At 58.1% G+C, this 24,708-nt stretch carries 20 protein-coding genes; 12 read left to right on the top strand and 8 right to left on the bottom strand.

The annotated features are described in order from the left end of the window. Positions 1-67: 67 nt before the first annotated feature. Positions 68-556: a DUF2505 domain-containing protein gene (locus tag ACZ5Q2_RS08580; protein WP_058092724.1), complete on the bottom strand. Its 489-nt coding sequence runs from the start codon at positions 554-556 to the stop codon at positions 68-70. A gap of 214 nt (positions 557-770) precedes the next feature. Between ACZ5Q2_RS08580 and ACZ5Q2_RS08575 the strand changes: the two genes are divergently transcribed. From ACZ5Q2_RS08575 to ACZ5Q2_RS08565, 3 genes are all read left to right on the top strand, one after another. Continuing rightward, positions 771-2,120, top strand: coding sequence for an adenosylmethionine--8-amino-7-oxononanoate transaminase (locus ACZ5Q2_RS08575; protein WP_058092723.1), 1,350 nt, complete (start codon positions 771-773; stop codon positions 2,118-2,120). A 9-nt stretch (positions 2,121-2,129) separates the two neighbouring features. Next, entirely contained in the window at positions 2,130-2,864 is a 735-nt protein-coding gene (locus ACZ5Q2_RS08570) for a 16S rRNA (uracil(1498)-N(3))-methyltransferase (RefSeq protein ID WP_058092722.1), read from the top strand. A gap of 272 nt (positions 2,865-3,136) precedes the next feature. Further along, entirely contained in the window at positions 3,137-4,366 is a 1,230-nt protein-coding gene (locus ACZ5Q2_RS08565; protein WP_058092721.1) for a DUF445 domain-containing protein, read from the top strand. Positions 4,367-4,477: 111 nt separating this feature from the next. On the opposite strand, the gene ACZ5Q2_RS08560 is transcribed toward ACZ5Q2_RS08565, so the two are convergent. Further along, entirely contained in the window at positions 4,478-5,683 is a 1,206-nt protein-coding gene (locus ACZ5Q2_RS08560; RefSeq protein WP_011785425.1) for an ISL3 family transposase, read from the bottom strand. 122 nt (positions 5,684-5,805) lie between these two features. Here ACZ5Q2_RS08560 and ACZ5Q2_RS08555 point away from each other — a divergent pair, with 122 nt between their 5' ends. Next, positions 5,806-6,822 carry an HDOD domain-containing protein gene (locus ACZ5Q2_RS08555; protein ID WP_432210227.1) on the top strand — a complete coding sequence of 339 codons (1,017 nt, stop codon included), beginning with the start codon at positions 5,806-5,808 and terminating at the stop codon, positions 6,820-6,822. On the opposite strand, the gene ACZ5Q2_RS08550 is transcribed toward ACZ5Q2_RS08555, so the two are convergent. Both ACZ5Q2_RS08550 and ACZ5Q2_RS08545 read right to left on the bottom strand, forming a co-directional pair. Then, a complete protein-coding gene (locus ACZ5Q2_RS08550) occupies positions 6,805-8,163 on the bottom strand; it encodes a YihY/virulence factor BrkB family protein (RefSeq protein WP_058092719.1) in 1,359 nt (452 codons plus the stop codon). The genes ACZ5Q2_RS08555 and ACZ5Q2_RS08550 overlap by 18 nt on opposite strands. A 93-nt stretch (positions 8,164-8,256) precedes the next feature. Further along, complete coding sequence (locus ACZ5Q2_RS08545) at positions 8,257-9,192, bottom strand: D-2-hydroxyacid dehydrogenase (RefSeq protein WP_058092718.1); 936 nt, start codon at positions 9,190-9,192, stop codon at positions 8,257-8,259. Positions 9,193-9,266: 74 nt separating this feature from the next. On the opposite strand from ACZ5Q2_RS08545, the gene tmpT reads away from it, so the two are divergent. The 4 genes from tmpT (at position 9,267) to ACZ5Q2_RS08525 (ending at position 15,141) form a co-directional block, all read left to right on the top strand. Continuing rightward, the gene (gene tmpT / locus ACZ5Q2_RS08540; RefSeq protein WP_058092717.1) at positions 9,267-9,926 is read left to right on the top strand and encodes a thiopurine S-methyltransferase; all 660 of its coding nucleotides are present in this window, start codon (positions 9,267-9,269) and stop codon (positions 9,924-9,926) included. A gap of 420 nt (positions 9,927-10,346) precedes the next feature. Beyond that, on the top strand, positions 10,347-12,269 hold the full coding sequence (locus ACZ5Q2_RS08535; protein ID WP_058092716.1) for a PrkA family serine protein kinase: 1,923 nt from the start codon (positions 10,347-10,349) through the stop codon (positions 12,267-12,269). Positions 12,270-12,289: 20 nt separating this feature from the next. Continuing rightward, positions 12,290-13,585, top strand: coding sequence for a YeaH/YhbH family protein (locus ACZ5Q2_RS08530; RefSeq protein WP_432210228.1), 1,296 nt, complete (start codon positions 12,290-12,292; stop codon positions 13,583-13,585). Further along, positions 13,582-15,141: a SpoVR family protein gene (locus tag ACZ5Q2_RS08525; protein WP_058092714.1), complete on the top strand. Its 1,560-nt coding sequence runs from the start codon at positions 13,582-13,584 to the stop codon at positions 15,139-15,141. The genes ACZ5Q2_RS08530 and ACZ5Q2_RS08525 overlap by 4 nt, the downstream gene beginning before the upstream one ends. Before the next feature lie 8 nt (positions 15,142-15,149). On the opposite strand, the gene ACZ5Q2_RS08520 is transcribed toward ACZ5Q2_RS08525, so the two are convergent. Then, complete coding sequence (locus ACZ5Q2_RS08520) at positions 15,150-15,341, bottom strand: ATP-binding protein (protein ID WP_156471757.1); 192 nt, start codon at positions 15,339-15,341, stop codon at positions 15,150-15,152. 172 nt (positions 15,342-15,513) lie between these two features. On the opposite strand from ACZ5Q2_RS08520, the gene ACZ5Q2_RS08515 reads away from it, so the two are divergent. After that, on the top strand, positions 15,514-15,969 hold the full coding sequence (locus ACZ5Q2_RS08515; protein ID WP_156471756.1) for a hypothetical protein: 456 nt from the start codon (positions 15,514-15,516) through the stop codon (positions 15,967-15,969). 79 nt (positions 15,970-16,048) lie between these two features. After that, positions 16,049-17,950 (top strand): alkaline phosphatase D family protein, encoded by a 1,902-nt coding sequence (locus tag ACZ5Q2_RS08510; RefSeq protein ID WP_058092712.1) that lies wholly within the window; start codon positions 16,049-16,051, stop codon positions 17,948-17,950. On the opposite strand, the gene ACZ5Q2_RS08505 is transcribed toward ACZ5Q2_RS08510, so the two are convergent. Together ACZ5Q2_RS08505 and ACZ5Q2_RS08500 are read right to left on the bottom strand one after the other, a co-directional pair. Then, entirely contained in the window at positions 17,947-20,049 is a 2,103-nt protein-coding gene (locus tag ACZ5Q2_RS08505) for a TonB-dependent receptor family protein (RefSeq protein ID WP_227510193.1), read from the bottom strand. The two genes, ACZ5Q2_RS08510 and ACZ5Q2_RS08505, sit on opposite strands and share 4 nt — an antisense overlap. Before the next feature lie 134 nt (positions 20,050-20,183). Next, on the bottom strand, positions 20,184-21,083 hold the full coding sequence (locus ACZ5Q2_RS08500) for a bile acid:sodium symporter family protein (RefSeq protein ID WP_058092711.1): 900 nt from the start codon (positions 21,081-21,083) through the stop codon (positions 20,184-20,186). A gap of 212 nt (positions 21,084-21,295) precedes the next feature. Between ACZ5Q2_RS08500 and ACZ5Q2_RS08495 the strand changes: the two genes are divergently transcribed. Then, positions 21,296-22,732, top strand: a complete 1,437-nt coding sequence (locus tag ACZ5Q2_RS08495) for a WS/DGAT/MGAT family O-acyltransferase (RefSeq protein ID WP_058092710.1) — start codon at positions 21,296-21,298, stop codon at positions 22,730-22,732. A gap of 5 nt (positions 22,733-22,737) precedes the next feature. Here ACZ5Q2_RS08495 and ACZ5Q2_RS08490 read toward each other — a convergent pair whose 3' ends face one another. Beyond that, complete coding sequence (locus ACZ5Q2_RS08490) at positions 22,738-23,367, bottom strand: TetR family transcriptional regulator (RefSeq protein ID WP_058092709.1); 630 nt, start codon at positions 23,365-23,367, stop codon at positions 22,738-22,740. A gap of 197 nt (positions 23,368-23,564) precedes the next feature. On the opposite strand from ACZ5Q2_RS08490, the gene ACZ5Q2_RS08485 reads away from it, so the two are divergent. Further along, the gene (locus ACZ5Q2_RS08485; RefSeq protein WP_058092708.1) at positions 23,565-24,671 is read left to right on the top strand and encodes a ferredoxin reductase; all 1,107 of its coding nucleotides are present in this window, start codon (positions 23,565-23,567) and stop codon (positions 24,669-24,671) included. The last annotated feature ends 37 nt before the right edge of the window (positions 24,672-24,708 follow it).

The raw sequence follows: 24,708 nt of genomic DNA, 5'->3' as shown, positions 1-24,708 counted from the left end.
TAAACAAGAGACTACACCAGCAAATGAACACCCGCCATGACCATCACCGGGCGGCGGTTAGCAAACGTCACAACAACTGACGCGTAACCTCATACTCCCGTTCAATCTTTGCGTGAGAATCTTCTGCCAGAAACTTAGCCACCTTCTTGCCGAGGAAAGGCACATCGCAGTGAACAGACAGGTTCACGTAGTTGATGCAGCGATTACCATTGCCCAGCAAACGCATAATGCCCTTGATTCGAGCTGGCACCCCATCAATCTTTACCCGGAACTCACAGTGCCACTCGCCATCGTCTTTCTTGAACCAGTGCTCTTCCTGGCGCACCCGGTTCCACTCCCGATGAAAGCTGGCCAGCATGCCGGGGACCGGGGCTGACGCCATCATTTCCCGCTCAATGACCAGCTTGGCCGCAGCATCGTCCCGTTGGAGCTCAGCTACACGAAGGTTCCGGGAACCAAGCTTCTGGTTCTTTTCAATAATGTGATGCTCACTGAAGAACCGTTCGATGATGTGATCCAGCCCTACCTCATAGGCATGCTCCAGAGTCAGCTCCATAATCGCCTCCTGTTATGTTGAATTCATTGTTGCTGCAGCCGGCCATCCTCACATTGGCCGCCCGAACGAGCGTTTCTGGCATGGAAGCCATCCGACTGGTTCACACGCCACCGCTGTTCTGGGTCACAACCGGGGCGCTGTTAACCGAGCGCTCCGGGAAGTATCATGGGCGGTCTCAAACAAAATGCCCCAGCCGGGAAGACAGGAGAACACGATGCGTAATGCTGATCTGGTCGCACGGGACCTCAAATCCGTGTGGCACCCCTGCACCCAGATGAAAGACCACGAAAGCCTGCCGTTGATTCCCATCAAGCGCGGCGAAGGCGTGTGGTTGGAAGACTTCGAGAGCAACCGGTATATCGATGCGGTCAGTTCGTGGTGGGTGAACCTGTTCGGCCACGCCAACCCGCGGATCAACTCCGCTATCCAGGAACAGATTGGCCAGCTGGAACACGTGATTCTGGCCGGTTTTACCCATGAACCGGTGGTCAGCCTGTCTGAGCGCCTGATCGAAGTCACGCCCGAAGGGCTCAGCAAGTGCTTCTACGCGGATAACGGTTCATCCGCCATCGAAGCTGCCCTGAAGATGAGCTACCACTACTGGAAAAACCTGGGCCAGCCCGGCAAGAAAAACTTCGTCAATCTCAGCAACAGCTACCACGGCGAAACCCTGGGTGCACTGGCACTCGGTGACGTGGCGCTCTATAAAGACACCTATCAGCCACTGCTGATGGAGGTTCTTACCGCCCCGTCCCCGGATGCCTACAACAAGGAACCGGGTGAAACCGACGAAGACTATGCCCTGCGCCAGTTCGAGGCCATGGAGAAACTGCTGGCCGAACGCCACGACGAAATCTGCGCCGTGGTTGTTGAGCCCCTGATTCAGTGCGCCGGCGGCATGCGCATGCATCACCCGATTTACCACACCAAGCTGCGGGAAGCCTGCGACCGCTACAACGTACACCTGATTGCCGACGAGATCGCCGTGGGCTTTGGTCGCACCGGCACCCTGTTCGCCTGTGAACAATCCGGCATTACCCCGGATTTCATGTGCCTGTCCAAGGGACTTACCGCCGGCTACCTGCCGTTGTCCGCCGTGCTGACCACCGAAACCGTGTACAACGCCTTTTACGACGACTACGAAACCTTGCGCGCCTTCCTGCACAGCCACAGCTACACCGGCAATCCCATCGGCTGCGCCGTCGCCCTGGCCACCCTGGACATCTTCCGGGACGAAAACGTCATCGAAAACAACCGCCAGCTGTCCCGCTGCATGGCTGAATCCGTCGCCCACCTGGCCGACCACCCCAACGTCGGTGACATCCGCCAGCACGGCATGACCCTGGCCATCGAAATGGTTAAAGACAAAGCCAGTAAAACCCCGTTCCCCTGGCAGGAACGCCGGGGTCTGAAAGTCTACCAACACGCCCTCACCCGCCAGGCACTGCTACGGCCCCTGGGCAACGTGGTGTACTTCATGCCCCCGTATGTCATCACCGAAGACCAGATACGCCACCTGGCACAGGTAGCGACCGAAGGCATCGGCATCGCGGTAAAAGGCTGAGGGCAGCCCATGCGCATACCCAGGATATTCACAGACAGCCCACTCCAGGCGGGCAGTCTCTGCGAGCTTGACGAAAACGCCGCCAACCACGTGGGCCGGGTACTGCGCATGCAGCCAGGCCAGGAGTTGCGCCTGTTCAACGGCGACGGCCAGGACTACACCGCCACCATCACCCAGGCCGGCAAGAAAAACGTTCAGGTAGAAATAACCGGGGCGGAAACCAACAACACCGAATCTCCCCTGAACATCATCCTGGGCCAGACATTATCCAAAGGCGACCGGATGGATTACGCGGTGCAGAAAGCGGTCGAAATGGGCGCCACCACCATCGCACCCCTGACCACCGAACGCTCCGATGTAAAACTCAAAGGTGACCGGGAAGAAAAACGCCTGCGCCACTGGCAGCAAGTCGCCATCAGCGCCGCCGAACAATGCGGCCGGGCGAGGGTACCGAACATACTGCCAGTAATGACCGTTGCCGAATGGCTGCAATACAGCCAGACCGCCGACCTGCAACTGGTACTCCACCACCGCACGGAGCAGTCGTTGAACACCCTCACCAAGCCGGGCAGCGTTGCCCTGATGATCGGCCCGGAGGGCGGTTTGACCGCCGATGAAATCCACCTTGCAGAACAAAACGGCTTCCTGCCCGTGGCCCTTGGCCCCCGGGTACTGCGCACCGAAACCGCCCCGGTCGCTGCCATTGCGCTGTGCCAGTGGCTGTGGGGAGACATCGGCAGCTGAGGTTTGTGGCCCTGATTGGCAAACCTGCGGGCATCGCAGTCATTGACAGATCTGGCCCCGACCAACATTATCCTTGTCTGACAAAAAAGCCTGAAGCCATTGCCGATTTAGGGGCAGCGGGTTGCGGAGAGGCTTTCCAAAACCCTGCGGAGCCATGGATGGCGGAGCGGAGCGTACAAGGACGTATTCACAGCGTGTTTTGGAAAGCCTCTCCGCAACCCGCTGCCGGGCACCAAGGACCAGGTAAAAATAAATAGATTCGCGAGCCCAGGATGACAGATCTACTTACCAATCCAGAGTTTTGGCAATACCTCAGCATCCCCGTGATAGCGGCCCTGATCGGCTGGAGCACCAACTGGCTCGCCATCAAAATGACCTTCTACCCCCTTGAATTCATTGGTAAACCACCGCTCCTGGGCTGGCAAGGCATCATCCCGTCCAAAGCCAGAAAGATGGCCGCCATCAGCGTCGATGCCACCATTTCCAAAATCGGCACCGTCCAGGAAATCTTCGACCAGATCGACCCCAAAGTCCTGGCCGCCCACATCATCTACACCGTCGACCCACGCATCGAAGAATACGTAGACGAACTCATGCTCCGGGAATACCCCTCCTTCTGGGAAAACCTGCCAGCATCCGCCCGCAAAATGGTCTACGACAGGGTTCGAAAGTCCACACCCCAACTGGTCGACAACCTGGTTGACGACATCTCAGACAACATCGAAGACCTGCTGGACATCAAAGGCATGGTCATCGAGCGCCTGGCTCGCGACAAAAAACTGCTCAACCGCATTTTCCTGGAATGCGGCGACGTAGAGTTCCGCTTCATCATCAACTCCGGCCTCTACTTCGGTTTCCTGTTCGGCTTGATCCAGATGGCCGTCTGGTACTTCTACCCCGCCATCTGGGTACTGCCCCTGTTCGGCCTTCTGGTGGGCTGGGCCACCAACTGGATTGCCCTGAACGTGATCTTCCGACCACTTCATGAACACAAAGTGGGCCCACTTCGGCTCCAGGGCCTGTTTCTCAAGCGTCAGCCGGAAGTTGCCGAGTCTTTCTGTCACATCGTGACCCATGAAATCCTCACCGTGGGCAACATCATCAACTCCATACTTGAAGGCCCCAAGGGCGACCGTGCCCGTAATATGGTCAAGAAACACATCAAACCTCTGGTGGATGAAACCGCTGGCATGGGCAAAGCCCTGACCCAGATGGCCTTCGGCCCGACCGGCTTTGCCACCCTGAAAAATCAGGTGGGCGAGAAAGCCATCCAGATCTCCCAAAGCTCCTTCAACAACCCTGTGTTCGAGCAGGACCGTGCCCGCGCCGTCGAATCGATCATGGTTGAGCGGATGATTGCGCTGTCATCAGAAGAATTCCAGGATCTGCTGCGCCCCTGTTTCCAGGAAGACGAAATCAAACTGATTCTGGTTGGGGCTTTTCTGGGCTTCGTCGCCGGTGTGTGCCAACTGGTATTCGTGTTTGGAGAAGCCTTCTTCTGAAGCCACACAAGACTGTGCAGGGTTGCATAACGCCACTATACTGATCCGGTGAACGGTCACTTTTAAATACACGTTAAATCGGAGGCAATGGATGCCGGGCTTTTTTTCGGTTCATCGCGCTTTACCGGGAAATGCTGCTTTTATCTTCAGAAAGAAGTAGTCGTTATCCCGGTAGCCGTAGGCCACCCGCTTGATCACCTTGATCTTGTTGTTCATTCCCTCCAACACACTGGTGTTCAACCGGTAGACCGCGCTGGCGATAATGCCGTCGACGTAGCCCTTGAGGCGCCTGGCAAACTGCTGCACGGGGGCCAGCCCACTACTCATAGCCAGATTTAGCCAGTCTTGCCAGCGTTGTCTGGCATCGGCCTCTGAGGGAGCGTACCAGAGCTCTTTGAGCTGGTCTTTCAGGACGTAGACAGTCATCAGGGGCTGGTTGGCTTGCAGCAGTTCTTCGAGCTTCAGAGCCTGCTCGTCCTTGAGGTTGCCTCGGTTTCTGAGCAACAGCCAGCGACTTCGTTTCACTACTTTGCGAGCCGGCTTGTCGTGTCGAAGCTGATTGGCCTGATCGACCCGGACACGGTCAATCACTTCCCGTCCGAACTTTGCTACAACGTGGAACAGGTCATAGACCACCCGTGCTTGTGGGCAGTGGTGCTGAACTTCCAGGTCCATGGCGGTATTCATATCCATCGCCACGGCTTCGATCTGGCCACAGGTTTCCGGCCCCAGCCATTCAAAGAAGGGGCGTACCGCTGCTCGACTGCGGCCTTCTCCAACCCAGAGGACTTGTTGAGTATCCGCATCAATCGCCACGGTGGCGTAGCGGTGTCCCTTGAACAAGGCGAACTCATCCATGATCAGTCGACGAATCCGGCGTTTATCTGGCTCAGTCACTTCTCGTTTGAGGCGCCGATGGTCGATGGCCTTGACCGTATGCCAATGCAACCCTAGCAGCGTTGCCACATGTTGGATCGGCATCAGTCGTACCAGGGATTCAATCCAACTGACCATGCCTGCCGTCAGACGCTGTCGCCCTGGTAACCAGCGAATCTGTTCAAGCTTGGGGCCACAGGTCGTACAACGAACTCGGCGAACTGGCACGTCCAGCCAGACGCGGTATTGGAACAGGTCGCGTTCTCGGACTCGTCGGGTGCTGATGTCATGGATGGCAAGCGTGTGCTGATTACAACCACTGCAGCATGGCAAGTAATCGTCGGCAGGTTGCAGTCGGATGAGCAGAGATTGAGCGTCAATCTGGGCATACGATTCTATCGTGAATCCTTCCCAGAACAGGGCAAGAGGATTAGCATTCATAGGGACGGCGGTGAGTCGGTCAGGTTTGTTGTTTTGGCGAACTCAAAACTAACCGGTTTGACCGCCGTCTCCTACTTTTTCACGCTAACCCGCGATGAACCTTTTTTTCCTGGATATCAGGCTTGTTTGCGACGCCGCCGCCTGCCGCGGCGGCCACCGAGACACGCCTGTTTAACCCGGCGCAAAGTCACAGCCCCGAACAACACGCTTCAGACGCCGTAGTTGTCAAACAGCTGGAAGATCACCTGTTCTGCTGGCTGCTTGACGCTTCTCCGGCCATGCTCCGATCCGAACCCGCCGGGGCAGAACAAATACTGACCGAACTGGAGCGCCGCCTGCGCACCAGTGAGATGGAAGAGCTACCGCGCAGGCCCGGCAGCCTGCCCATGCTGATGCGGGCGTTGTCTAACGAAACAACCGACCGCAAGCAGATTACCGACATCATCCTGAGTGACCCGTCGCTCACAGACCAACTCCTTCAGGTAGCCAACAGCCCCTACTTCCGGCCCGGTGACAGCACCATAGAGTCGGTGGATCAAGCCGTATTTGTATTGGGGCTGGATGGCATCCGGAACGTCATTTCAGCGGCGGTCATGCGCCCGATGATGGCGGCAAGAAACAGTCGGGAAGCCCTGTTTGCACAGCGTGCCTGGCGCTGGGGGCTGACCTGCGCCCGGGCAACGGAACTGATTGCCCGCATTCACCGCGACGACACCAGTGCCCATTTCATGGTGGGGCTGCTGCCGGCACTTGCCTATATTACCATTCGCCGGGAGCTTGGCCGCATCTACCGGGCTCAGAGTGCCGGCAGCGAGCCAGAGCCAGCGGTTCTGAGGACAGCCCTGATCCGACATCAATGGGCAGCCTGCCAACTGCTGGCCAATGTCTGGAACCTGCCGCCGAAATATCATGCCTGGCTGCTCTCGGCCGAACGCCCGGCGCCCAGGCAAGCCCATTCGGCGCTCACCGATGGCTTGTTGTTGGGAACCCGTGAAGTACTGCGCCATGCTCGCCAGCGCAATTTGCCGGAAGACAAGCTGGCTCAAATCGTGCACCTGACACCGGAGCAGGTCACCCCGGTGCGCAAGGCCGTGCTCAGGATGCTACAGGAAGGCAAAAGCTCAAAAGCTGACGCCTGACACCTTCGAGGCATCCGTGGCGCTGTCTGGGGAATCTTCCCCGCCAGCCAGCAACTCCGCGAAACTGACATCCTTACCGTGACCCACCAGATCTCTCAGCTGCACCGGCATGGCACTGCTTGGAAGGCGGTCAACAACCCGGTCCTCATCCCGGCGGATGGCCTGGAGCACACTCCCGACTGTGATCAGGTGCAATGCCTTGCCGGGTACCAACTGATCACCATTGCGCCCCGCCAGACTCAACAGTCCGGCGCGAATCAGCTTGTCACTGATGCTCCGTGTAACCTCCCCAGGTACACGCAGCTCATACTCCAGTGCCTCTTGCTGCGGTGCAGGCTGCCCCAGGCTGAACGGCTTGGCCACCATCCACATCAACGCCAGGCCCACCCGTTCCTGCAACTCCGGCGCCAGCTGCACATTCTGACGCTTGGCCACAGACCCCGGATTCTGCATGTAAAAGGCCAGGCTGGCGCCGAGCAGCAGGATCATCCAGTTCAGGTAGGTCCATATCAGCAGAATAATGCCCACCGCGAACCCCGAATAGATCGCCGCGTACTTGGTCGAATTGGCCACAAAGGACGCAAACAGCATGCCCGCCGCCTGCCAGGAGACCCCTGCTATCAAACCAGCAATGAACGCATAACGCAGCTTTACGCGGGTATTGGGGATGAACACATAGACAAACGTGAAGGCCCCCACCACCAGGAAGAACGGGGTGAAGCGGCTGACCATCACAATCAAAGAACCGAACGGTTCAATCTCCATGAACCGCTGCACAACGTTGGATGAAAAAATGGTGGCGGTCACGCCAATGGCTGAGACCATCAGCAGTGGGCCAACCATGATCACGCTCAGATAGTTGCTGAAGCGCTGGGCCATGGATCGCATCTCGGGCACGCGCCAGATCATATTGAACGAACGTTCGATTTTCTGGACCAGCGAGATGACGGTGTACACCAGCAACGCCAGGCCCACAGAGCCCAACACGCCAACTCTCATGTTATCGACAAAACCCAGGATGCGCTCTGCAACCTCCATGCCCTGGGGGCCCATCGGCTCAAAAAACTGGTATAGCAAGGGCTCCATGCGCTGGTGCACACCCATCGCTTTAAGCACCGAAAAGCTCAGAGCCAGCAAGGGCACAATGCTTAGCAAGGTGGTGTAGACCAGGCTCATGGCGTGAAGGGTCAGCTGCCCGCTGATGACATCCCTAGCCACGGCATACACAGAACGCCCGGTTTTATAGAGCCAGGTCCAGGGCCATTTCTGCGGTGGATTGGGGTTGGCGAGAATCCACTTCTCCGCCGCCTGAAGCCGCTCTTTGGTTTGAATTGATGCCACGCAAGATCCTGCTTGTCAGTGTTTTCTACAGCTTATCAGCCAACCGGCTGTTAACAAGCCGATTCTCTAGCCAATGAGTTCGGAACCGGCAGATCATGCCCGTGACGCAAGATTCCTTGCGGTAATCCCCACAATTCGCTGACGGGCCTCACGACTGGCCCAGGCGGAGTGGGGGGTAAGAATCAGGTTCGGAATATCCTCCGCCAGCAATGGATTCCCGTGGCGTGGCGGCTCCTCAGTCAGCACATCAAACCCGGCCCCGGCGATCTGACCGTTGCGCAGGGCATTCGCCAACGCCGCTTCATCTACCAGACCTCCCCGGCTGGTGTTGATCAGCAACGCTGTGGGTTTCATCAACCCCAGTTCCCTCTCACCAATCATATTCCGGGTGTCATCGGTCAGCAGGCAGTGCAGAGACAGTACGTCGGCCTGCGCCAACAGGTCGTCCAGCGGAACCCGGGAATAGCCATCGACCTCTCCGGGCTGCTGCCCCGGCCGACAACCCAGCACAATGTTCATACCAAAGGCCTTTGCCCGTTCCACAACACCCTGCCCCAGGTCGCCATAACCGACAATACCCAGCGTTTTGCCCTCCAGCTCCATAATCGGGTAGTCCATCAGGCAGAACATATCACTCTTACCCCAGGTACCATTTCGGGCATCCCGATTGTAATCCAGCAACCGCGTGGCCAGCGCCAGAATCAGCGCCATGGTGTGCTGGGCCACGGTGGAACGGCCATAGTTGGTCACGTTCATCACGGTGATCCCATGCTCCTTTGCCGCCGCCCGGTCAATGTTGTTCAGCCCCGTGGCCACCACCGCAATCGTCTTCAGCTCCGGGCAGGCGTCGAAATGCTCCCTGCCCAGCACCACCTTGTTCACCAGCACCGTATCAAAACCCTGAATCCGCTCCACAACCTGCTCGGGCGAGGTTCGGTCATAACAGGTCAGGCCACCGGTTACCTGCTCAATCGGCGACAGATCCACATCACTGCCAAGGGTCTGGCTATCAAGAAACACCGCTTTCATACTTTTCTCCCAACTCAAGAACCGCACAGATTAAGGTAGACTGAGTAAAACGAGCAAACTCAGGGAGGCAAACCATGGAACACGAATTCTGGCACGAACGCTGGGAAAAGAGCCAAATCGGCTTCCACGAGGGCACGGTAAACCAGTACCTGCATGACCACTGGCCGGAGCTGGCCGGCCAGGGCACCGAAGCCGTGTTCGTGCCCCTGTGCGGCAAAGCCCATGACATGTGGTGGCTCCACGACCGTGGCCACCCCATCATTGGCGTGGAAATCAGCGACATCGCCTGCAAGGATTTCTTCGAAGAGGCCGGCGAGAAAGCCAAGGTGCATCCGGGCGAACCCTTCACTACCTTCAAACACGACGACCTGCAAATCTGGTGCGGCGACTTCTTCCAACTGGTGCCCGATGACCTCAAACACATCCGCCTCGTCTACGACCGTGCAGCGCTCATCGCCCTGCCCCCGGAAATGCGCAAAGGCTATGTGGACCACCTGACCGCCATCATCCCGGACGGCACCAGAATCCTGCTGATCACCCTCGATTACGACAGCAACGAAATGCAAGGCCCTCCCTTCAACGTCAGCGACGAGGAAGTGTTCCAGCTGTATAGCGAGGACTACGAAGTTAACCACGTACTGAAGCGCGACATGGCCCACGACAACCCCTTCGCCAAAAGAAGAGGCCTGAGAAACGGCGCCGCAGAAAGCGTGTTTACACTAATAAAGAAATAAGTGGCCCACCGCAGTCCAAAAGCGGCCCCTTCGAGGTCTCGATCGACGTATGCCGGGGCAGGATTTTCTTGGGCAAACTGAATGTCTGAGCAAAGCGAGTTTCAGTTTGCCCAAGAAAATCCTGCCCCGGTGTACGTCAGCCCCCCAACCCAGGACGCCCAGAAGGCCACCAATCCGATACGCCCCGTAACATAATTTAATGAACCTAAGGTGAACCCCACCTGTCCAACCCCCGAACTCTGAACTAAGCTCAGATTAAGCAGGCCGGAAAGCTCCGGATAACGTATACCTGTTTAACAGAACCATCCCATCAACCTATTAACCAGAGCACACCGCCCGGACCGGCGGCGTTTCAGCAACGGGGATATTGCGTGAGTTAAAGCGGTTTTATAACAAGCAAGAGCAAGCGAGGGGCCATCTATGAGCATTCTGCAGCACTTCAAAGACCGGTATGCATCCACTCAGGAGGAAGAATACTCCCTTGAGGAATACCTGGAGATCTGCAAAAAGGACCCAACAGCCTACAGCACCGCCGCCGAGCGAATGCTGATAGCCATCGGCGAACCAGAACTGATCGACACCTCCCGTGACCCTCGCCTGTCACGCATTTTTTCCAACAAAGTCATCAAGCGATACCCGGAATTCTCCGAGTTCTACGGCATGGAAGAAGCCGTGGAAAACATCGTGTCGTTCTTCCGCCACGCCGCCCAGGGCCTGGAAGAGAAGAAGCAGATTCTTTACCTGCTGGGCCCGGTGGGCGGCGGCAAATCCTCCCTGGCGGAAAAACTCAAGGCACTGATGCAGAAGGTGCCGTTCTATGCCATTAAAGGTTCGCCGGTCAACGAAAGCCCCCTGGGCCTGTTCGACCCGGACGAAGACGGCCCGATTCTGGAGGAAGAATACGGCATTCCCGGCCGCTACCTGAAAAACATCATGTCGCCCTGGGCCGTCAAACGCCTGCACGAGTATGGTGGCGACATCAGCCAGTTCCGGGTGGTGAAACGCTACCCGTCGGTGCTCGACCAGATCGGGGTGTCCAAGACCGAACCCGGTGATGACAACAACCAGGATATTTCGGCACTGGTGGGCAAGGTCAACATCCGTATGCTGGAAGACTTCTCCCAGGAGGATCCAGACGCTTACAGCTTTAGTGGCGGCCTGTGCAAAGCCAACCAGGGGCTGATGGAATTTGTGGAGATGTTCAAGGCCCCCATCAAGGTGCTGCATCCACTGCTGACCGCCACCCAGGAAGGCAACTATAACACCACCGAAGGTATGGGTTCCGTGCCCTTCGACGGCGTTATCCTGGCCCACTCCAACGAATCCGAGTGGCAGACCTTCCGCAACAACAAGCACAACGAAGCCTTCCTTGACCGGGTATACATCGTCAAGGTGCCCTATTGTGTGCGGGTTACCGAAGAGATCGAGATCTACCGCAAGCTGCTGAAAAACAGCTCCCTGGCCGGCGCCCCCTGTGCCCCAGACACCCTCGACATGCTGGCCCAGTTCTCGGTGCTGTCGCGCATCAAGGAGCCGGAAAACTCCAGCATTTTCTCCAAGATGAAGGTGTACGACGGCCAGAGCATCAAAGACACCGACCCGAAAGCCAAGTCCATCCAGGAATATCGGGACGCCGCCGGGGTGATGGAAGGCATGGATGGGTTGTCTACCCGCTTCGCGTTCAAGATTTTGTCAAAGGTATTCAACTTCGACACCACCGAAGTAGCGGCCAACCCGGTGCACCTGCTGTACGTGCTGGAAAAACAGATCGAGCAGGAACAGTATCCGTCTGAGATTCAGGAAAAATACCTGAGGTTCATCAAGGAATACCTGGCACCGCACTATGTGCAATTCATCGGCAAGGAAATCCAGACCGCCTATCTGGAAAGCTACAGCGAATACGGCCAGAACCTGTTCGACCGTTACGTGACCTACGCCGACCTGTGGATACAGGACCAGGAGTTCCGGGATCCGGAAACCGGGGAAATTCTGGACCGCGCCTCCATCAACGACGAGCTGGAAAAAATCGAGAAGCCTGCGGGCATCAGCAACCCGAAAGACTTCCGCAACGAAGTGGTCAACTTTGTGCTGCGGGCCCGGGCCAACAATCAGGGCCAGAATCCCAGCTGGCTCAGTTACGAGAAGCTGCGCAGCGTGATCGAGAAGAAGATGTTCTCCAACACCGAAGACCTGCTGCCGGTGATTTCCTTCAACCCGAAAGCCAGCCAGGAAGACCAGAAGAAGCACAAACAGTTTGTGGAACGCATGGTCGAACGTGGGTACACGGAGAAACAGGTCCGCTTGCTCGCTGAGTGGTATCTGCGTGTGCGTAAGTCCCATTAACGGCCAGCGGGAGCAGACCCATGGGTAAGACCCACATAGTCGACCGGCGACTGAACGGTAAAAACAAAAGCGCGGTGAACCGGGAACGGTTCCTGCGCCGCTATCGCCATCACATCAAAAAAGCGGTGTCCGAAGCGGTCCAGAAACGTTCCATTACGGATATTGAACGGGGCGAGAAAGTCAGCATTCCGGCCCGGGATATACAGGAACCCATCTTCCACCATGGTCCCGGTGGTCGGCGGGAAGTGGTACACCCGGGCAACCAGGAATGGGTAGCCGGTGACACCATTCCCAAACCCCCGGGCGGTGGCGGCAAAGGCCAGGGGCAAGGCCAGGCCAGCCCCGACGGTGAAGGCATGGACGAATTTGCCTTCCAGATCACCCAGGAGGAATTCCTGGAATTCCTGTTTGATGACCTGGAACTGCCCAACCTGGCCCGCAAGAAACTCAAGGATACCGAAGCCTTCAGTTACGTACGCGCCGGGTTCACCAGCCAGGGTGTGCCCGCCAAACTGGATGTGGTGCGCTCCCTGCGGGGCGCCCATGCCCGCCGGCTCGGCCTCGGCGGCGCCCGCAAGAAGAAAATCAAGGATCTGGAAAAGCAGCTGGAAGTCCTGAGAAGCGCGCCTGAAGATCTGGACCCGGCCTTCAGCCATGAAGACCAGATCAAGGTGCTGGAAGACGAAATTGCGCGCCTGAAAGCCAACGTCAAACGCATTCCGTTTATCGACGAGATCGACCTGCGTTACCGCCAGCACCAGAAGCAGCCCAAGCCCGCCACCAGCGCCGTAATGTTCTGCCTGATGGATGTGTCCGGCTCCATGACTCAGATGCACAAAGACATCGCCAAGCGCTTTTTTATCCTGCTGTATCTGTTCCTGAAGAAGAACTACAAGAAGATCGATGTGGTGTTTATCCGCCACCACACCAGTGCCAAGGAAGTGGACGAAGAAGAATTCTTCTACAGCCGGGAAACCGGCGGCACCATTGTTTCCAGCGCCCTGAAGCTGATGCACCGGATCATCGAGGCCCGATACTCACCGGCGGAATGGAACATCTACGCTGCCCAGGCATCGGATGGTGACAACTGGAACGATGACTCCCCGGTTTGCAGCAAACTGCTGGCCAACAGCATTCTGCCGCTGGTGCAGTACTACTCTTACATCGAAATCACACCCCAGGACCACCAGATGCTCTGGTACGAGTACGAGAAGATCCTAGAACAGTTTCCCCAGAGTTTTGCCATGCAGCAAATTGCAGACCCTGGCGATATTTACCCGGTATTCCGACAGTTGTTCGAGAGGAAAGCGGCATGAGCAGCCTGATTGATCGCCCGAACGCACCGGAGAGCGAACAACCCAAGGCAGGAACGCCCATTTCCACCGGCTCAGAATGGACCTTTGAGCTTATCCAGAAGTACGACGAGGAGATTGCCAAGTGCGCCGCCGAGTTCGGCCTGGACACCTACCCTAACCAGGTGGAAGTGATTACGGCCGAGCAGATGATGGATGCCTACAGTTCCGTGGGTATGCCCGTGGGCTATCACCACTGGTCGTTCGGCAAGCAATTCCTGCAGACCTCCAAGGGCTACCAACGGGGACAGATGGGCCTGGCCTACGAGATCGTGATCAACTCCAACCCCTGTATCGCCTACCTGATGGAGGAGAACACCCTGCCCATGCAGGCCCTGGTGATCGCCCACGCCAGCTATGGCCACAATTCGTTTTTCAAAGGCAACTACCTGTTCCGCACCTGGACCGACGCCAGTGCGATCATCGATTACCTGGTGTTCGCCCGCAATTATGTCGCCGAATGCGAAGAGCGCCATGGTGTGGATGCGGTGGAGGAGATCCTGGATTCCTGTCATGCCCTGATGAACTACGGGGTAGACCGATACAAACGCCCGGCACCCATTTCCGCGGCGGAAGAAGCCCAGCGTCAAAAAGAGCGGGAAGAATACCAGCAAAGGCGCATCAACGATCTGTGGCGAACCATCCCGAAACCGGACGAAGACGACGACCCGGTCAAGCGTAAACCCCGCTACCCGGAAGAGCCCCAGGAAAACCTGCTGTACTTCATCGAGAAGAACGCGCCACTGTTGGAAACCTGGCAGCGGGAACTGGTGCGGATTGTGCGCAAACTGGCACAGTACTTTTACCCGCAGCGCCAGACCCAGGTGATGAACGAAGGCTGGGCCACCTTCTGGCACTACACCCTGTTGCACCGGATGTACGAGAAAGGCCTGGTGACCGACGGCTTTATGCTGGAATTCCTGCAAAGCCACACCGCCGTGGTGTACCAGCCACCATTCAACAGCCCCTGGTATTCCGGCATTAACCCCTACACCCTGGGCTTCTCCATCTTCACCGACCTGCGGCGCATCTGCGAGAACCCCACCAAGGAAGACCGGGAGTGGTTCCCGGACATCGCCGGCAAAGACTGGCTGGAGACCGTGCATTTCGCCATGCGCAACTTCAAGGATGAGAGTTTTATCCAGCAGTTCCTGTCGCCCAAAGTGATGCGGGATTTGAAACTGTTCGCCATTGAGAACGACGACCGGGAAGACCACTACCGGGTGACCGCCATTCATGACGACCCCGGCTACCGCACCCTGCGGGAGAAACTGGCTCGCCAGTACAACCTGAGCTACCGGGAGCCGAACATTCAGGTCTGGAACGTGGACGTGCGGGGCGACCGGTCGCTGACCCTGCGCCACGTGCCGGTAGACCGGGTGCCACTGGGAGCGGAAACCGACGAAGTGCTCAAGCACGTGCTCCGGCTGTGGGGCTTTGATGTGCATCTGGAAAGCGTGGACGACGGCACCGTGGTGGAAGAGCACCACTGTCCGCCAAGAGCGGTGGACGAAGAGTAAACCGGAACTTACAGCGCCCTGGCGGGAAACCAGGCGCTAACCTTCAATCCGCCGAGTTCCGAGCGGACCAGCGATAGCTGGCCGCCGTACAACTGCACCAGGTCTTTGACAATGGACACCGCCAGCGCCGCCACCAGCAGGCAACCCACCAGCATCCGGCGGGTAAACTGATCAGCGGGCATTGCGCGTAATACTGCCATGGGTTTGTTTATCCTAACGTTAGTCACACGTCCAATGGTGTCAGATGCAAAATGAATGAATCATGAACGAACCGCTCACGCTGGTGTCAGTCTGATTGTTCCAGAATGCCTCCAAGCTGACAGGAAACGCAACGCCGTCAGTGATTCACATCTGATGAATGAGGAGACTGATATGAAAACATTGACTGCGCTTGGACTGATTGCCGGCATCACCGCAGCCCCTCTGGCGATGGCCGACGCCCGTCTGGACGACGCGAAGAACGCAGTTGCAATGGGCACGGATTATGGCATCGTCGAGTTCCGCAGCATCGAATTTGATGATGACCATCAGGATGACGTGGAAATTGAAGGCTGGCTGGACGACCAGTGGTACGTTGAACTGGAATTCGACGACAACGGCAACATCGAGCGTGAAAGTCGCAGCCGGTACGATCGTGAACGCTTCGGCTTGTCTGCAGACGCGGTGCTGGACTACCTGGACGCCGCCGGTCGTGAAGGTATGGTATGGTCTGGTTTGATGAATTCGAAATCAGCTCCCGCGGCAACATCACCGTCGAAGGCGATGACGATCGGGACCAGGAGCTGGAAATTGACTTCCGCAGCGACAGCCTTGAGCCGGTGCGGGTAGAACGGGACGACTGAATGTGAGTCAGACCCCACTGACGACACCAACATATCACCCACAAGACGCCAGCACGGTTCCCGCCGTGCTGGCCGGCCCAATTCTTCGCCACACCGATCGCGAGTCCCTGACCCTCTGGCTGGTAACCCGCGACCCTGTGTCGGTCACCGTCGAGCTGTTCGACGGTGACAACCCTATTCTCAGCCGCAAGGCCAACGCCGAAGAGCACACCAGGCTGCGCGTCGGGCAACTGGCCTGGCTTCATCTGATCCGTTTTCAGCCGGACACGCCCTTACCGGCTTCCCGTTTGATCGGCTACGACCTGCACCTGACGAACGCTGACTGCACCAGCGCGGGCCGCATTCAGGACTGGGCGCCGCACCTGTGTCATGACGGCCACACCCGGCCAACATTTGTGATCAAACCCCGGCTGGACCGCCTTCTGCACGGTTCCTGCCGGCGTCCTCACCATCCAGCTACCGATGGGCTGGTTCGGGTGGATCAGGAACTGGCGAATGCCGCTTCCCCCAACGACCGTCCCGCCCTGCTGCTGATGACCGGCGATCAGATTTACGCTGATGACGTCGCCGGCCCCATGCTGCACGCCATTCACGAGGTGGTGCAGGCATTGAGTCTGGCTCAGGAAACACTTGCCGGTGCCGATCTGACCCACAGCAGTGCCCTGGCCGACAATGCCGATACCTACTATCACCGGGATCGCCTGCTGCCGGAATCAGAGTTCAATGAAGACCTGACGGAAAAGTTCTTCGGCGGCGTGCGCAAACCGGTGTTCACCACCGCCCACGCGGGTAATCACCTGATCAGTTTTGCCGAAGTATTCGCCATGTACCTGCTGGTCTGGTCGCCGGCACCCTGGCAACTGGTCACCGAGGCGATGCCGGTCAGCCAACCGGATGACCAGGCCCGCTATCGACGGGAGCAGGAACACATCGACCGGTTCCGGGCCACTCTGCCCGATGCCGCGCGGGCCCTGGCCAACGTGCCGGTGTACATGATCTTCGATGATCACGACGTCACCGACGACTGGAACCTGTCGGCTCTGTGGGAGAGCACCGCCTACGACCACCCGTTTTCCCGCCGCATCATTGGCAACGCCCTGCTTGGCTATCTGCTGTGTCAGGGCTGGGGCAACCAGCCGGCCGTATTTGACGAGCTGATCGAGCAATGTGCCGCGCTGTTACCGGCGGAAGCGCCCCGGGAAGACCTCGATGCCGGCCTGCAGGACGAACTGATCGATACCCTGTTCCACTTCCACCACTGGCACTACACCCTGGCCACCGAACCGCCGCTGGTGGTGCTGGATACCCGCACCCGGCGCTGGCGCAGCGAAGTGCGCCGCAGCCATCCGTCCGGATTGATGGACTGGGAGGCGTTGACCGATTTTCAGCAGGCGGTGATGGGCAAAGACGCGGTCGTGGTGGTATCCCCTGCGCCCATGTTCGGGGTCAAACTGATCGAAATGATCCAGCGGGTGTTCACCTGGTTCGGAAAACCGCTGATGGTGGATGCGGAAAACTGGATGGCCCATCGTGGGGCCGCAAACGTGTTGCTGAATATTTTCGGCCACCCGAAAACCCCGAAACATTTCGTGATTCTCTCCGGTGACGTGCACTATTCCTTCGCCTATGACGTTCGGCTTCGGCACAAAACCGACAGCCCGCGCATCTGGCAGATCACCAGCAGCGGCATCAAGAACGAATTCCCCAACAGCCTGCTGGAATGGCTGGACCGCTTGAACCGCTGGCTGTTTGCGCCCTGGTCACCGCTGAACTGGTTTACCAAACGCCGGCGCATGCGCATTGCACCGCGCCTGCCCGAAGGCCGGGAAGCCGGTGAACGCCTGTGGAATGGTGCCGGAATTGGCGATCTCAGGCTGACCCCGGACGGCGTGCCGTCCGCCATCTGTCAGTTGAATTCCGACGGCGGCGGCACGCAGTTCCACAAAGGTCGGGAAGAAGAGGGTTAGAACGACCACTCCACGCCCGCGTAGAAGGTACGGCCGGGGCCCGGCTCGAAGTAGCCCCGGTCGGCCACGGCTCGGTCAGCGTTGGCGTTGATGCGAACGTTGGCGAAGTAGTCCTCATCCAAAAGGTTCCGCAGGCCTGCGTACAGGCTGAACGACTGGTCGCTGATCAGGAACCGGTCGCCCACCCGAACGCCCAGCAGCCAGACATCGCTGACTTCGGTCTGGTTGCTGTTTTCAGCGTAGAACTCGCCAATGTACTGGCTTTCCAGCGCGGCAAACCGGCCGCCCGCCCCCTGCCATTTCACCTCGTTCACCCACAGGGTCGACGGCAATCCAGGGATTTCATTGCCGTTGGCGTTATTGCCCTGCTCGTCGGTGAAGTCCCGCAGCTCGTAGTCGGCCAGGGTCAGGGCACTGGTGACTCGCCAGTTGTAGGAAATGTCCCAGTCGATGCCCAGCTCCAGGCCCTGACGGCGGGTTTCGCCGGCATTTTCGTAAAAGGTACGGCCATCCAGTTCGTAGGGCAGGATTTCATCCTTAACCCGGATGGAGAACAGCGCCAGGTCATAGCTGAGCGAATTACCCCATAAACCACGAACACCAATCTCCCTGTTCAGCGCCTTTTGCGGTTCCACATCCGGGTTAAAGCCACCGGCACCCGAGGGGTTGGCAAACTCGGTAAACGTGGGAGACTCAAACGCCGTACCAACGGTGGCATATACCTGATGCCGGGGCGCCAGGCGATAGCTCAGGCCAACCACGCCGCTGACTTCCCGGAACGTCCGGCTGCCGGAATCATCTCCGTCCTCAAGCCGGTCATCATCGACCGACAGGCGCAGGTGATCCCAGCGGGTCCCGAGTGAAAAATTCAACCGATCCGTCAGCGCCAGATCCCCCTGGGCGAATACAGCCACGTTTGTCGCGTTCTGGGTTTCGGCCTGGGTTTGCCCGGTAATCTCGCCCATGGGTGACACCTGGTAGCGCCGGCGGTCATCCGACTGCCGATGGACATCCGCGCCGGTTACCCAGGTCAAAGGTCGCCCGGCCAGCTCGGAACCTTGCTGGTACTGGGAACTGATGCCGTAAAAATGGCGGTCGTAGGCCACGCGGCTGGCGCCGGGGAAAGGCAACTGCTGGGCGAAATCCCGATGACTGTAAAAGGTGTTCACGGTGACCTCACCGGGCAATACAGCGGCATCCTGATACTGCAGCCCCAGGGTTTGCTGATTCACCGTCTGGCCGCTGTCCAGCCGATTGGCCATAAAGGTAGCCTGGTTCGGATCATCCTCTACCTGGGACAGGGTCAAGCCGCCCGGGTCCTGGGCTTTCGGGTTATGCAAGGCGTTGAAGGTGGCGGTCAGCTCCCTCTCGGAATCCAGCTCATGGGAAAGTCGGGCGTTGAACAGGCCCTTTTCCGCCTCACTCTGCTCCCGGTGGCCGTTTACATTCATCCAGGACAGCGTTGCGATGGCACTGGTGTCGCCGCGAACGCCATTACCCTGAATGGCGGCCTTGCGGTAATCATCGCTGCCGCCATCAAGGCGCAGCCGGGCACCGGGGGGCAAATCATCGCCACGGGCCGTGGTGATATCCAGCACGCCACCGGCGGCATTGCCATACTGCACCGAGGACGGGCCCCGAATAATCTCAATACGCTGGGCGGAATCCAGGTCAATGGCATCGATCTGCGACTGGCCATCCGGCAGGGTGTAGGGAATGCCGTCTACCTGAATGCGGATACCACGAATACCGAAGGGCGCGCGAGCCCCGAAACCCCGAGTCGACAGTCGCAGATTCTGGGCGAAGTTATAACGGTTCTGGAAGAACAGGCCAGGCACGGTATTGAGGGATTCGTCCAGTTGCAGGCGCTGCTGGCCCTGGCGGATGGCGGGAGCGTCCACTACGCTGACCGCAGCGGGGGTATCGTAAAGGTCACGAGCCAGGCGAGGTGAGGTCACTTCCAGAACGATTTCCCCAATCGCCTCGCCCTCGTCCGCAACCTGTGCCACCAACTCGCTTGACGGCATCATGACCGACACAATGGCGAACGCAATCACCAACCGCTGTGAGTAACCATGCCCCTGGGCTTCCTCTTTCACTTCACTTCCCCCCTGCCATCAGTTGCATGATACGCACCAGCCGCGAACCCGATCACATCCGCGCAGGCCTGAGCATAACGACTAAGCCGGCGACTGAATACCCAACAATAGTTGGAATGCGGCTGCCAAATATGTCAATCGATTGGCTGGGCGGCGGTGGTCTGCACATTGGATTTGGGAATAATGCTGCGACCATACACCGCCAGCAAGAACCCGATGGGGAACATAAGCACACCGTATACGGCAGCGGGGATGGACATGGCACTGGATTCCAGCAGCGTCAGGGTAACCATCAGGCCAATGGTCGCGTTCTTGACACCCAGCTCAACCGCCACGGCCAGTGATTCGCGCTGAGTCAGGCCCGCCGCACGCCCGGCAAGCAGGCCCAGAACAATGCCCACCACATTGAGCATGATGGTTGAAGGGCCAGCCTGCTTCAACAAATCGCCAATCTGGTCACGAACACCGAACAGCAGGGCCACAATCAGAACCGCCAGGACCACGCCCCCGAAAATGCTGACCACACTCTCAGCTTTACGTGCCAGCTCAGGCTTGTGAGTGCGCACAATCATGCCAAGAGCCACCGGGAACAACACGATGCCCACCAGCATGCCGATGGTTTTGCCCACTGGTAGCGAGATGTCCTCCGCCGTGCCCATAAAGTGCTGCAAGGCCATATTGGTAAAAAGCGGCAGGGATATGATGGTGATCAGACTAGCTATGACGGTCAACACAATAGACAGGGCAATGTTACCCCTGGCCAGCAAAACGAACAGGTTGGATGTGGTGCCGCCAGGGCAGGCTGCAATAATCACTAGCCCCACCGCGATGGCAGGCGACACCCCAAACAGGTAGGCCAGCGCAAACGCAGCCAGCGGCATCAACAATATCTGGGCGATGGTGCCGACCACCATGCCGCGCGGGTAAACCGCCACCTGGCGAAAGTCCCGAACGGTCAGGGTCATCCCGATACCGATCATGATGATAAAGAGCGCCACCGGCAAACCTGCCGAGATCAGCGGGCTGGATTCCACGAAACCTCCGTCATTCTTTGTTATTGATTGTTTGCAGAGAGAAATTAGCACACTACCCGACAGATCGGCAGCGCCGGATGGCTACATTGTGTAACTGCAACCCCCCGTAAAAGCCAGAACTAAATGGGCGTTTTGATCGTGTGTTACTGCGGTAATCAGTATACTTGCGTGTAACAATCAAAAAATGACTGAGTGACGGAGATACACAAGGAATGAAACGTCTCGGAACACTGGACGCCTCATGGTTGGCGGTAGAATCTGAAGACACCCCGATGCACGTGGGTAACCTGCAGATATTCTCACTGCCGGAGGGAGCCCCGGAAACTTTCCTGCGGGACATGGTCTCCCGTATGAAAGAGGCGGATGATGTAGCCCCCCCCTGGGGATACAAGCTGGCCTGGTCCGGCTTTCTCGGGAGGCTGGTCTCCCCTGCCTGGAAAATCGACAAGGATATCGATCTCGACTACCACGTACGACACTCAGCCCTGCCGCGCCCTGGCGGCGAGCGGGAGCTTGGCATCCTGGTGTCGCGCCTGCACTCCAATCCCCTGGATTTTTCCCGCCCGCTGTGGGAATGCCATGTCATCGAGGGGCTGGAAAACAATCGCTTTGCCCTGTACACCAAGATGCATCACTCCATGATTGATGGCATCAGTGGTGTACGCCTGATGCAGCGGGTACTGACCACAGACCCGGAACGCACCAAGATGCCCCCGCCCTGGACAGTACGGCCGGAGCGGCGCCGGGGCAGTAAAACCGATAAAGAAGCCAGCGTACCGGCGGCGGTGTCGCAGGCGATGGATGCCCTGAAACTTCAGGCTGATATGGCACCCAGACTCTGGCAGGCTGGCAACCGCCTGGTTCACTCGGTGCGGCACCCGGAAGACGGCCTGACGGCTCCCTTCACGGGCCCCGTCTCTTTGCTGAATCACCGGGTAACCGGTCAGCGCCGTTTCGCTACCCAACACTATCAGCTGGATCGCCTGAAAGCTCTGGCGCACCAATCCGGTGGTTCTCTGAACGATATCGTACTGTATCTGTGCGGAACGGCATTGCGCCGATTTTTGCTGGAACAAGGCCAGCTACCCGACATACCCCTGACGGCCGGCATTCCGGTTAACATCCGCCCGGCCGACGACCAAGGTACGGGGACCCAGATCAGTTTCATGATTGCCTCTCTTGCTACCGATGAAGCAGACCCGCTGAACCGGCTTCAGCAAATCAAGACGTCTACCCGACGGGCCAAGGAACATCTGCAAAAACTGCCGAAGAGTGCACTGACCCAATACACCATGCTGCTGATGTCACCCTATATCCTGCAGCTTATGTCTGGCCTGGGCGGGCGCATGCGGCCAGTGTTTAACGTGACGATTTCAAACGTCCCGGGGCCGGAGCGAACGCTTTACTACGAGGGCGCAAAGCTGGAAGCCATGTACCCGGTATCTTTGATTGCCCACGGCGGGGCCCTGAACATTACCTGTTTGAGCTATGCCGGCTCACTGAACTTCGGTTACACCGGCTGCCGCGACACTCTACCCAGCATGCAGAAGCTGGCGGTGTACACCGGGGAAGCACTGGATGAGCTGGAGAGCCTGATTTTACCTCCCAAGCCACGCAAAACCAGGACCAAAAAGCCTGCGGCCAAGTAATCAAATCAGGCGCTGTCGCTGTTCCAGTTGGCAGCGCCGACAAACACCATCTGCAGGAAACGGGTGGTGCGCTTACGCACCTGGCCGATCTGGTAATCGTCGTCTTCTGATATGCTGAGCAGGTCGGTCAGGCTGAAGGCCACGGTTCGCACTACCAGATCGCAGGTTACATCCAGATCGGCGTCACTAAGATGCTCCATTAACCTGAGCCGGCGAAGATCGTTGGCCAGCTCGCTGGCGAAGAAACGCATTTCACTGCGAATCCCCTCCTGTACCGCCCGACTTTCCCCCGCCAGGCCCTGAGCCATAAACAGGAAGAAACTGCGGTTGGCCTGGGCATGAGCCACGAAGATACCCACGGACTCTTCAATCAGCTTGTCTGCCTGCAACACATTGGCTCGCGCTTCCCGCATCATTCGGCGTAGCACCAGGCCCAGCTCATCCACCAGCTGCAAACCCAGATCGTCCATGCTCCGGAAATGCCTGTAAAAGGATGTAGGCACAACACCGGCCTGCCGGGTGACCTCCCGAATGCCCAGGCTGGCGAAATGCCGGCCTTTACCCACCAATGCCAGAGCCGCACTCATCAGCTTCTCGCGGGTTTCCCCTGGCTTGCGCCTTTGTTTGTCTGCCATTCCTCTTCCCGTACCGCTTAACCAGGTTCACAAGTGTACACATTAGACCGGAGAAAGAACCACCTGACTTGTCATTTCGAGCCAACCATCACGCCAGGTAATTGTTGAAAGTCAAACTTGTGTGTACAGTCGTACACATTAGTGGACACTTGTACACATGCAGTGGAACAAGTACCAACAAGTATGGAGAACCAATCATGCTGGCACGACTCTCAAACACCAAAGCACTTCACTGGCTTGGCCGGCAGTTACTGAACCGGGACAACCCGGCCGGCTATTTCGACCCGCTGGCCGAAGCCATCAACCCGATGTGGGTACAAGAGTACACACCGGCACGAGTAGAGAACATTATTGACGAAACAGCTGACACCAAAACCTTCGTTCTGAAGCCGGCAAAACGATGGGCCGGGTTCCAGGCAGGTCAGCATGTGAACATCTGTACCGATATAGAGGGTGTTCGCCGCACCCGCACCTTCAGCCTGTCCAGCTCACCGTTGTTGTGGCAGTCCGAGGGGCAGATCACCCTGACCATCAAGCGCCTGCCCGGTGGACTGGTCACCAACTGGATGCACGACGCCCTGCAACCGGGAGATGTGATTGGGCTTACAGAGGCGTTTGGGGAGTTCCTGATTCCCGAGCCGGCGCAACCCGTGCTGTTCATCGCCGGCGGTAGCGGCATCACCCCTATCCTGAGCCAGCTTCAGACCATGGCAGCAGAGGACTATCGGGCCCCCGTTACCCTGCTCTATTACGTGCGCACCCAGAATGACGTGATCGCCCGGGAAGCACTGCAGGCCCTGGCAGCACGCTGGCCTGCGCTGTCACTGACCATCATCGCAACCAATGAGAGCGACGAGCCTCGTTATCTGCGGGACAGCGACCTGGAGACCGTCGCGGGCATCAAGGCCAGAGAAGTATTCCTGTGCGGACCCAAAGGTCTGATGGACCTGGCAACGGAACTTCTGGCCAAGCGCGGCCTGAAGGAGAAGCAGATACACAGTACCTTTTTTGCGCCCCCGGCACAGGCATCTCTGGATAGCGATCAACTGGGTGGTGAAGTGACCTTTTCCAACAGCAACCTGAAAGTGGGCTCAGAAGGCGATGCCAACCTGCTGGAGATTGCCGAAGCCTCTGGCCTGAAACCCCAATATGGCTGCCGCATGGGCATCTGCCACCAGTGCAGCTGCCGCAAAACCAGCGGCATCGTGGTTAACCGGCTTACCGGCAAGGTCTCCGGCCCGGGTGAAGAGCCTGTTCAACTTTGTGTTTCGGTTCCCCAAGGGCCTGTCGCCCTGGACGTCTAACCCCATTCTTTTGTATTGCGGCGATTATTGCCGCAGG

The organism is Marinobacter alkaliphilus (assembly GCF_055394375.1).
The sequence above is the reverse complement of the archived record's forward strand: the minus strand, read 5'-3'. Positions and strand labels throughout refer to the sequence as shown.

Excerpts from the sequence above, each read along its gene's own strand:
- ACZ5Q2_RS08565 (WP_058092721.1), top strand. The coding sequence starts at position 3,137 with ATGACAGATCTACTTACCAATCCAGAGTTTTGGCAATACCTCAGCATC.
- ACZ5Q2_RS08485 (WP_058092708.1), top strand. The coding sequence starts at position 23,565 with ATGCTGGCACGACTCTCAAACACCAAAGCACTTCACTGGCTTGGCCGG.
- ACZ5Q2_RS08520 (WP_156471757.1), bottom strand. The coding sequence starts at position 15,341 with ATGGCAGTATTACGCGCAATGCCCGCTGATCAGTTTACCCGCCGGATG.
- ACZ5Q2_RS08525 (WP_058092714.1), top strand. The coding sequence starts at position 13,582 with ATGAGCAGCCTGATTGATCGCCCGAACGCACCGGAGAGCGAACAACCC.
- ACZ5Q2_RS08530 (WP_432210228.1), top strand. The coding sequence starts at position 12,290 with ATGGGTAAGACCCACATAGTCGACCGGCGACTGAACGGTAAAAACAAA.
- ACZ5Q2_RS08570 (WP_058092722.1), top strand. The coding sequence starts at position 2,130 with ATGCGCATACCCAGGATATTCACAGACAGCCCACTCCAGGCGGGCAGT.
- ACZ5Q2_RS08580 (WP_058092724.1), bottom strand. The coding sequence starts at position 556 with ATGGAGCTGACTCTGGAGCATGCCTATGAGGTAGGGCTGGATCACATC.
- ACZ5Q2_RS08575 (WP_058092723.1), top strand. The coding sequence starts at position 771 with ATGCGTAATGCTGATCTGGTCGCACGGGACCTCAAATCCGTGTGGCAC.
- ACZ5Q2_RS08545 (WP_058092718.1), bottom strand. The coding sequence starts at position 9,192 with ATGAAAGCGGTGTTTCTTGATAGCCAGACCCTTGGCAGTGATGTGGAT.
- ACZ5Q2_RS08560 (WP_011785425.1), bottom strand. The coding sequence starts at position 5,683 with ATGAATGCTAATCCTCTTGCCCTGTTCTGGGAAGGATTCACGATAGAA.
- ACZ5Q2_RS08515 (WP_156471756.1), top strand. The coding sequence starts at position 15,514 with ATGAAAACATTGACTGCGCTTGGACTGATTGCCGGCATCACCGCAGCC.
- ACZ5Q2_RS08490 (WP_058092709.1), bottom strand. The coding sequence starts at position 23,367 with ATGGCAGACAAACAAAGGCGCAAGCCAGGGGAAACCCGCGAGAAGCTG.
- ACZ5Q2_RS08535 (WP_058092716.1), top strand. The coding sequence starts at position 10,347 with ATGAGCATTCTGCAGCACTTCAAAGACCGGTATGCATCCACTCAGGAG.
- tmpT (WP_058092717.1), top strand. The coding sequence starts at position 9,267 with ATGGAACACGAATTCTGGCACGAACGCTGGGAAAAGAGCCAAATCGGC.
- ACZ5Q2_RS08495 (WP_058092710.1), top strand. The coding sequence starts at position 21,296 with ATGAAACGTCTCGGAACACTGGACGCCTCATGGTTGGCGGTAGAATCT.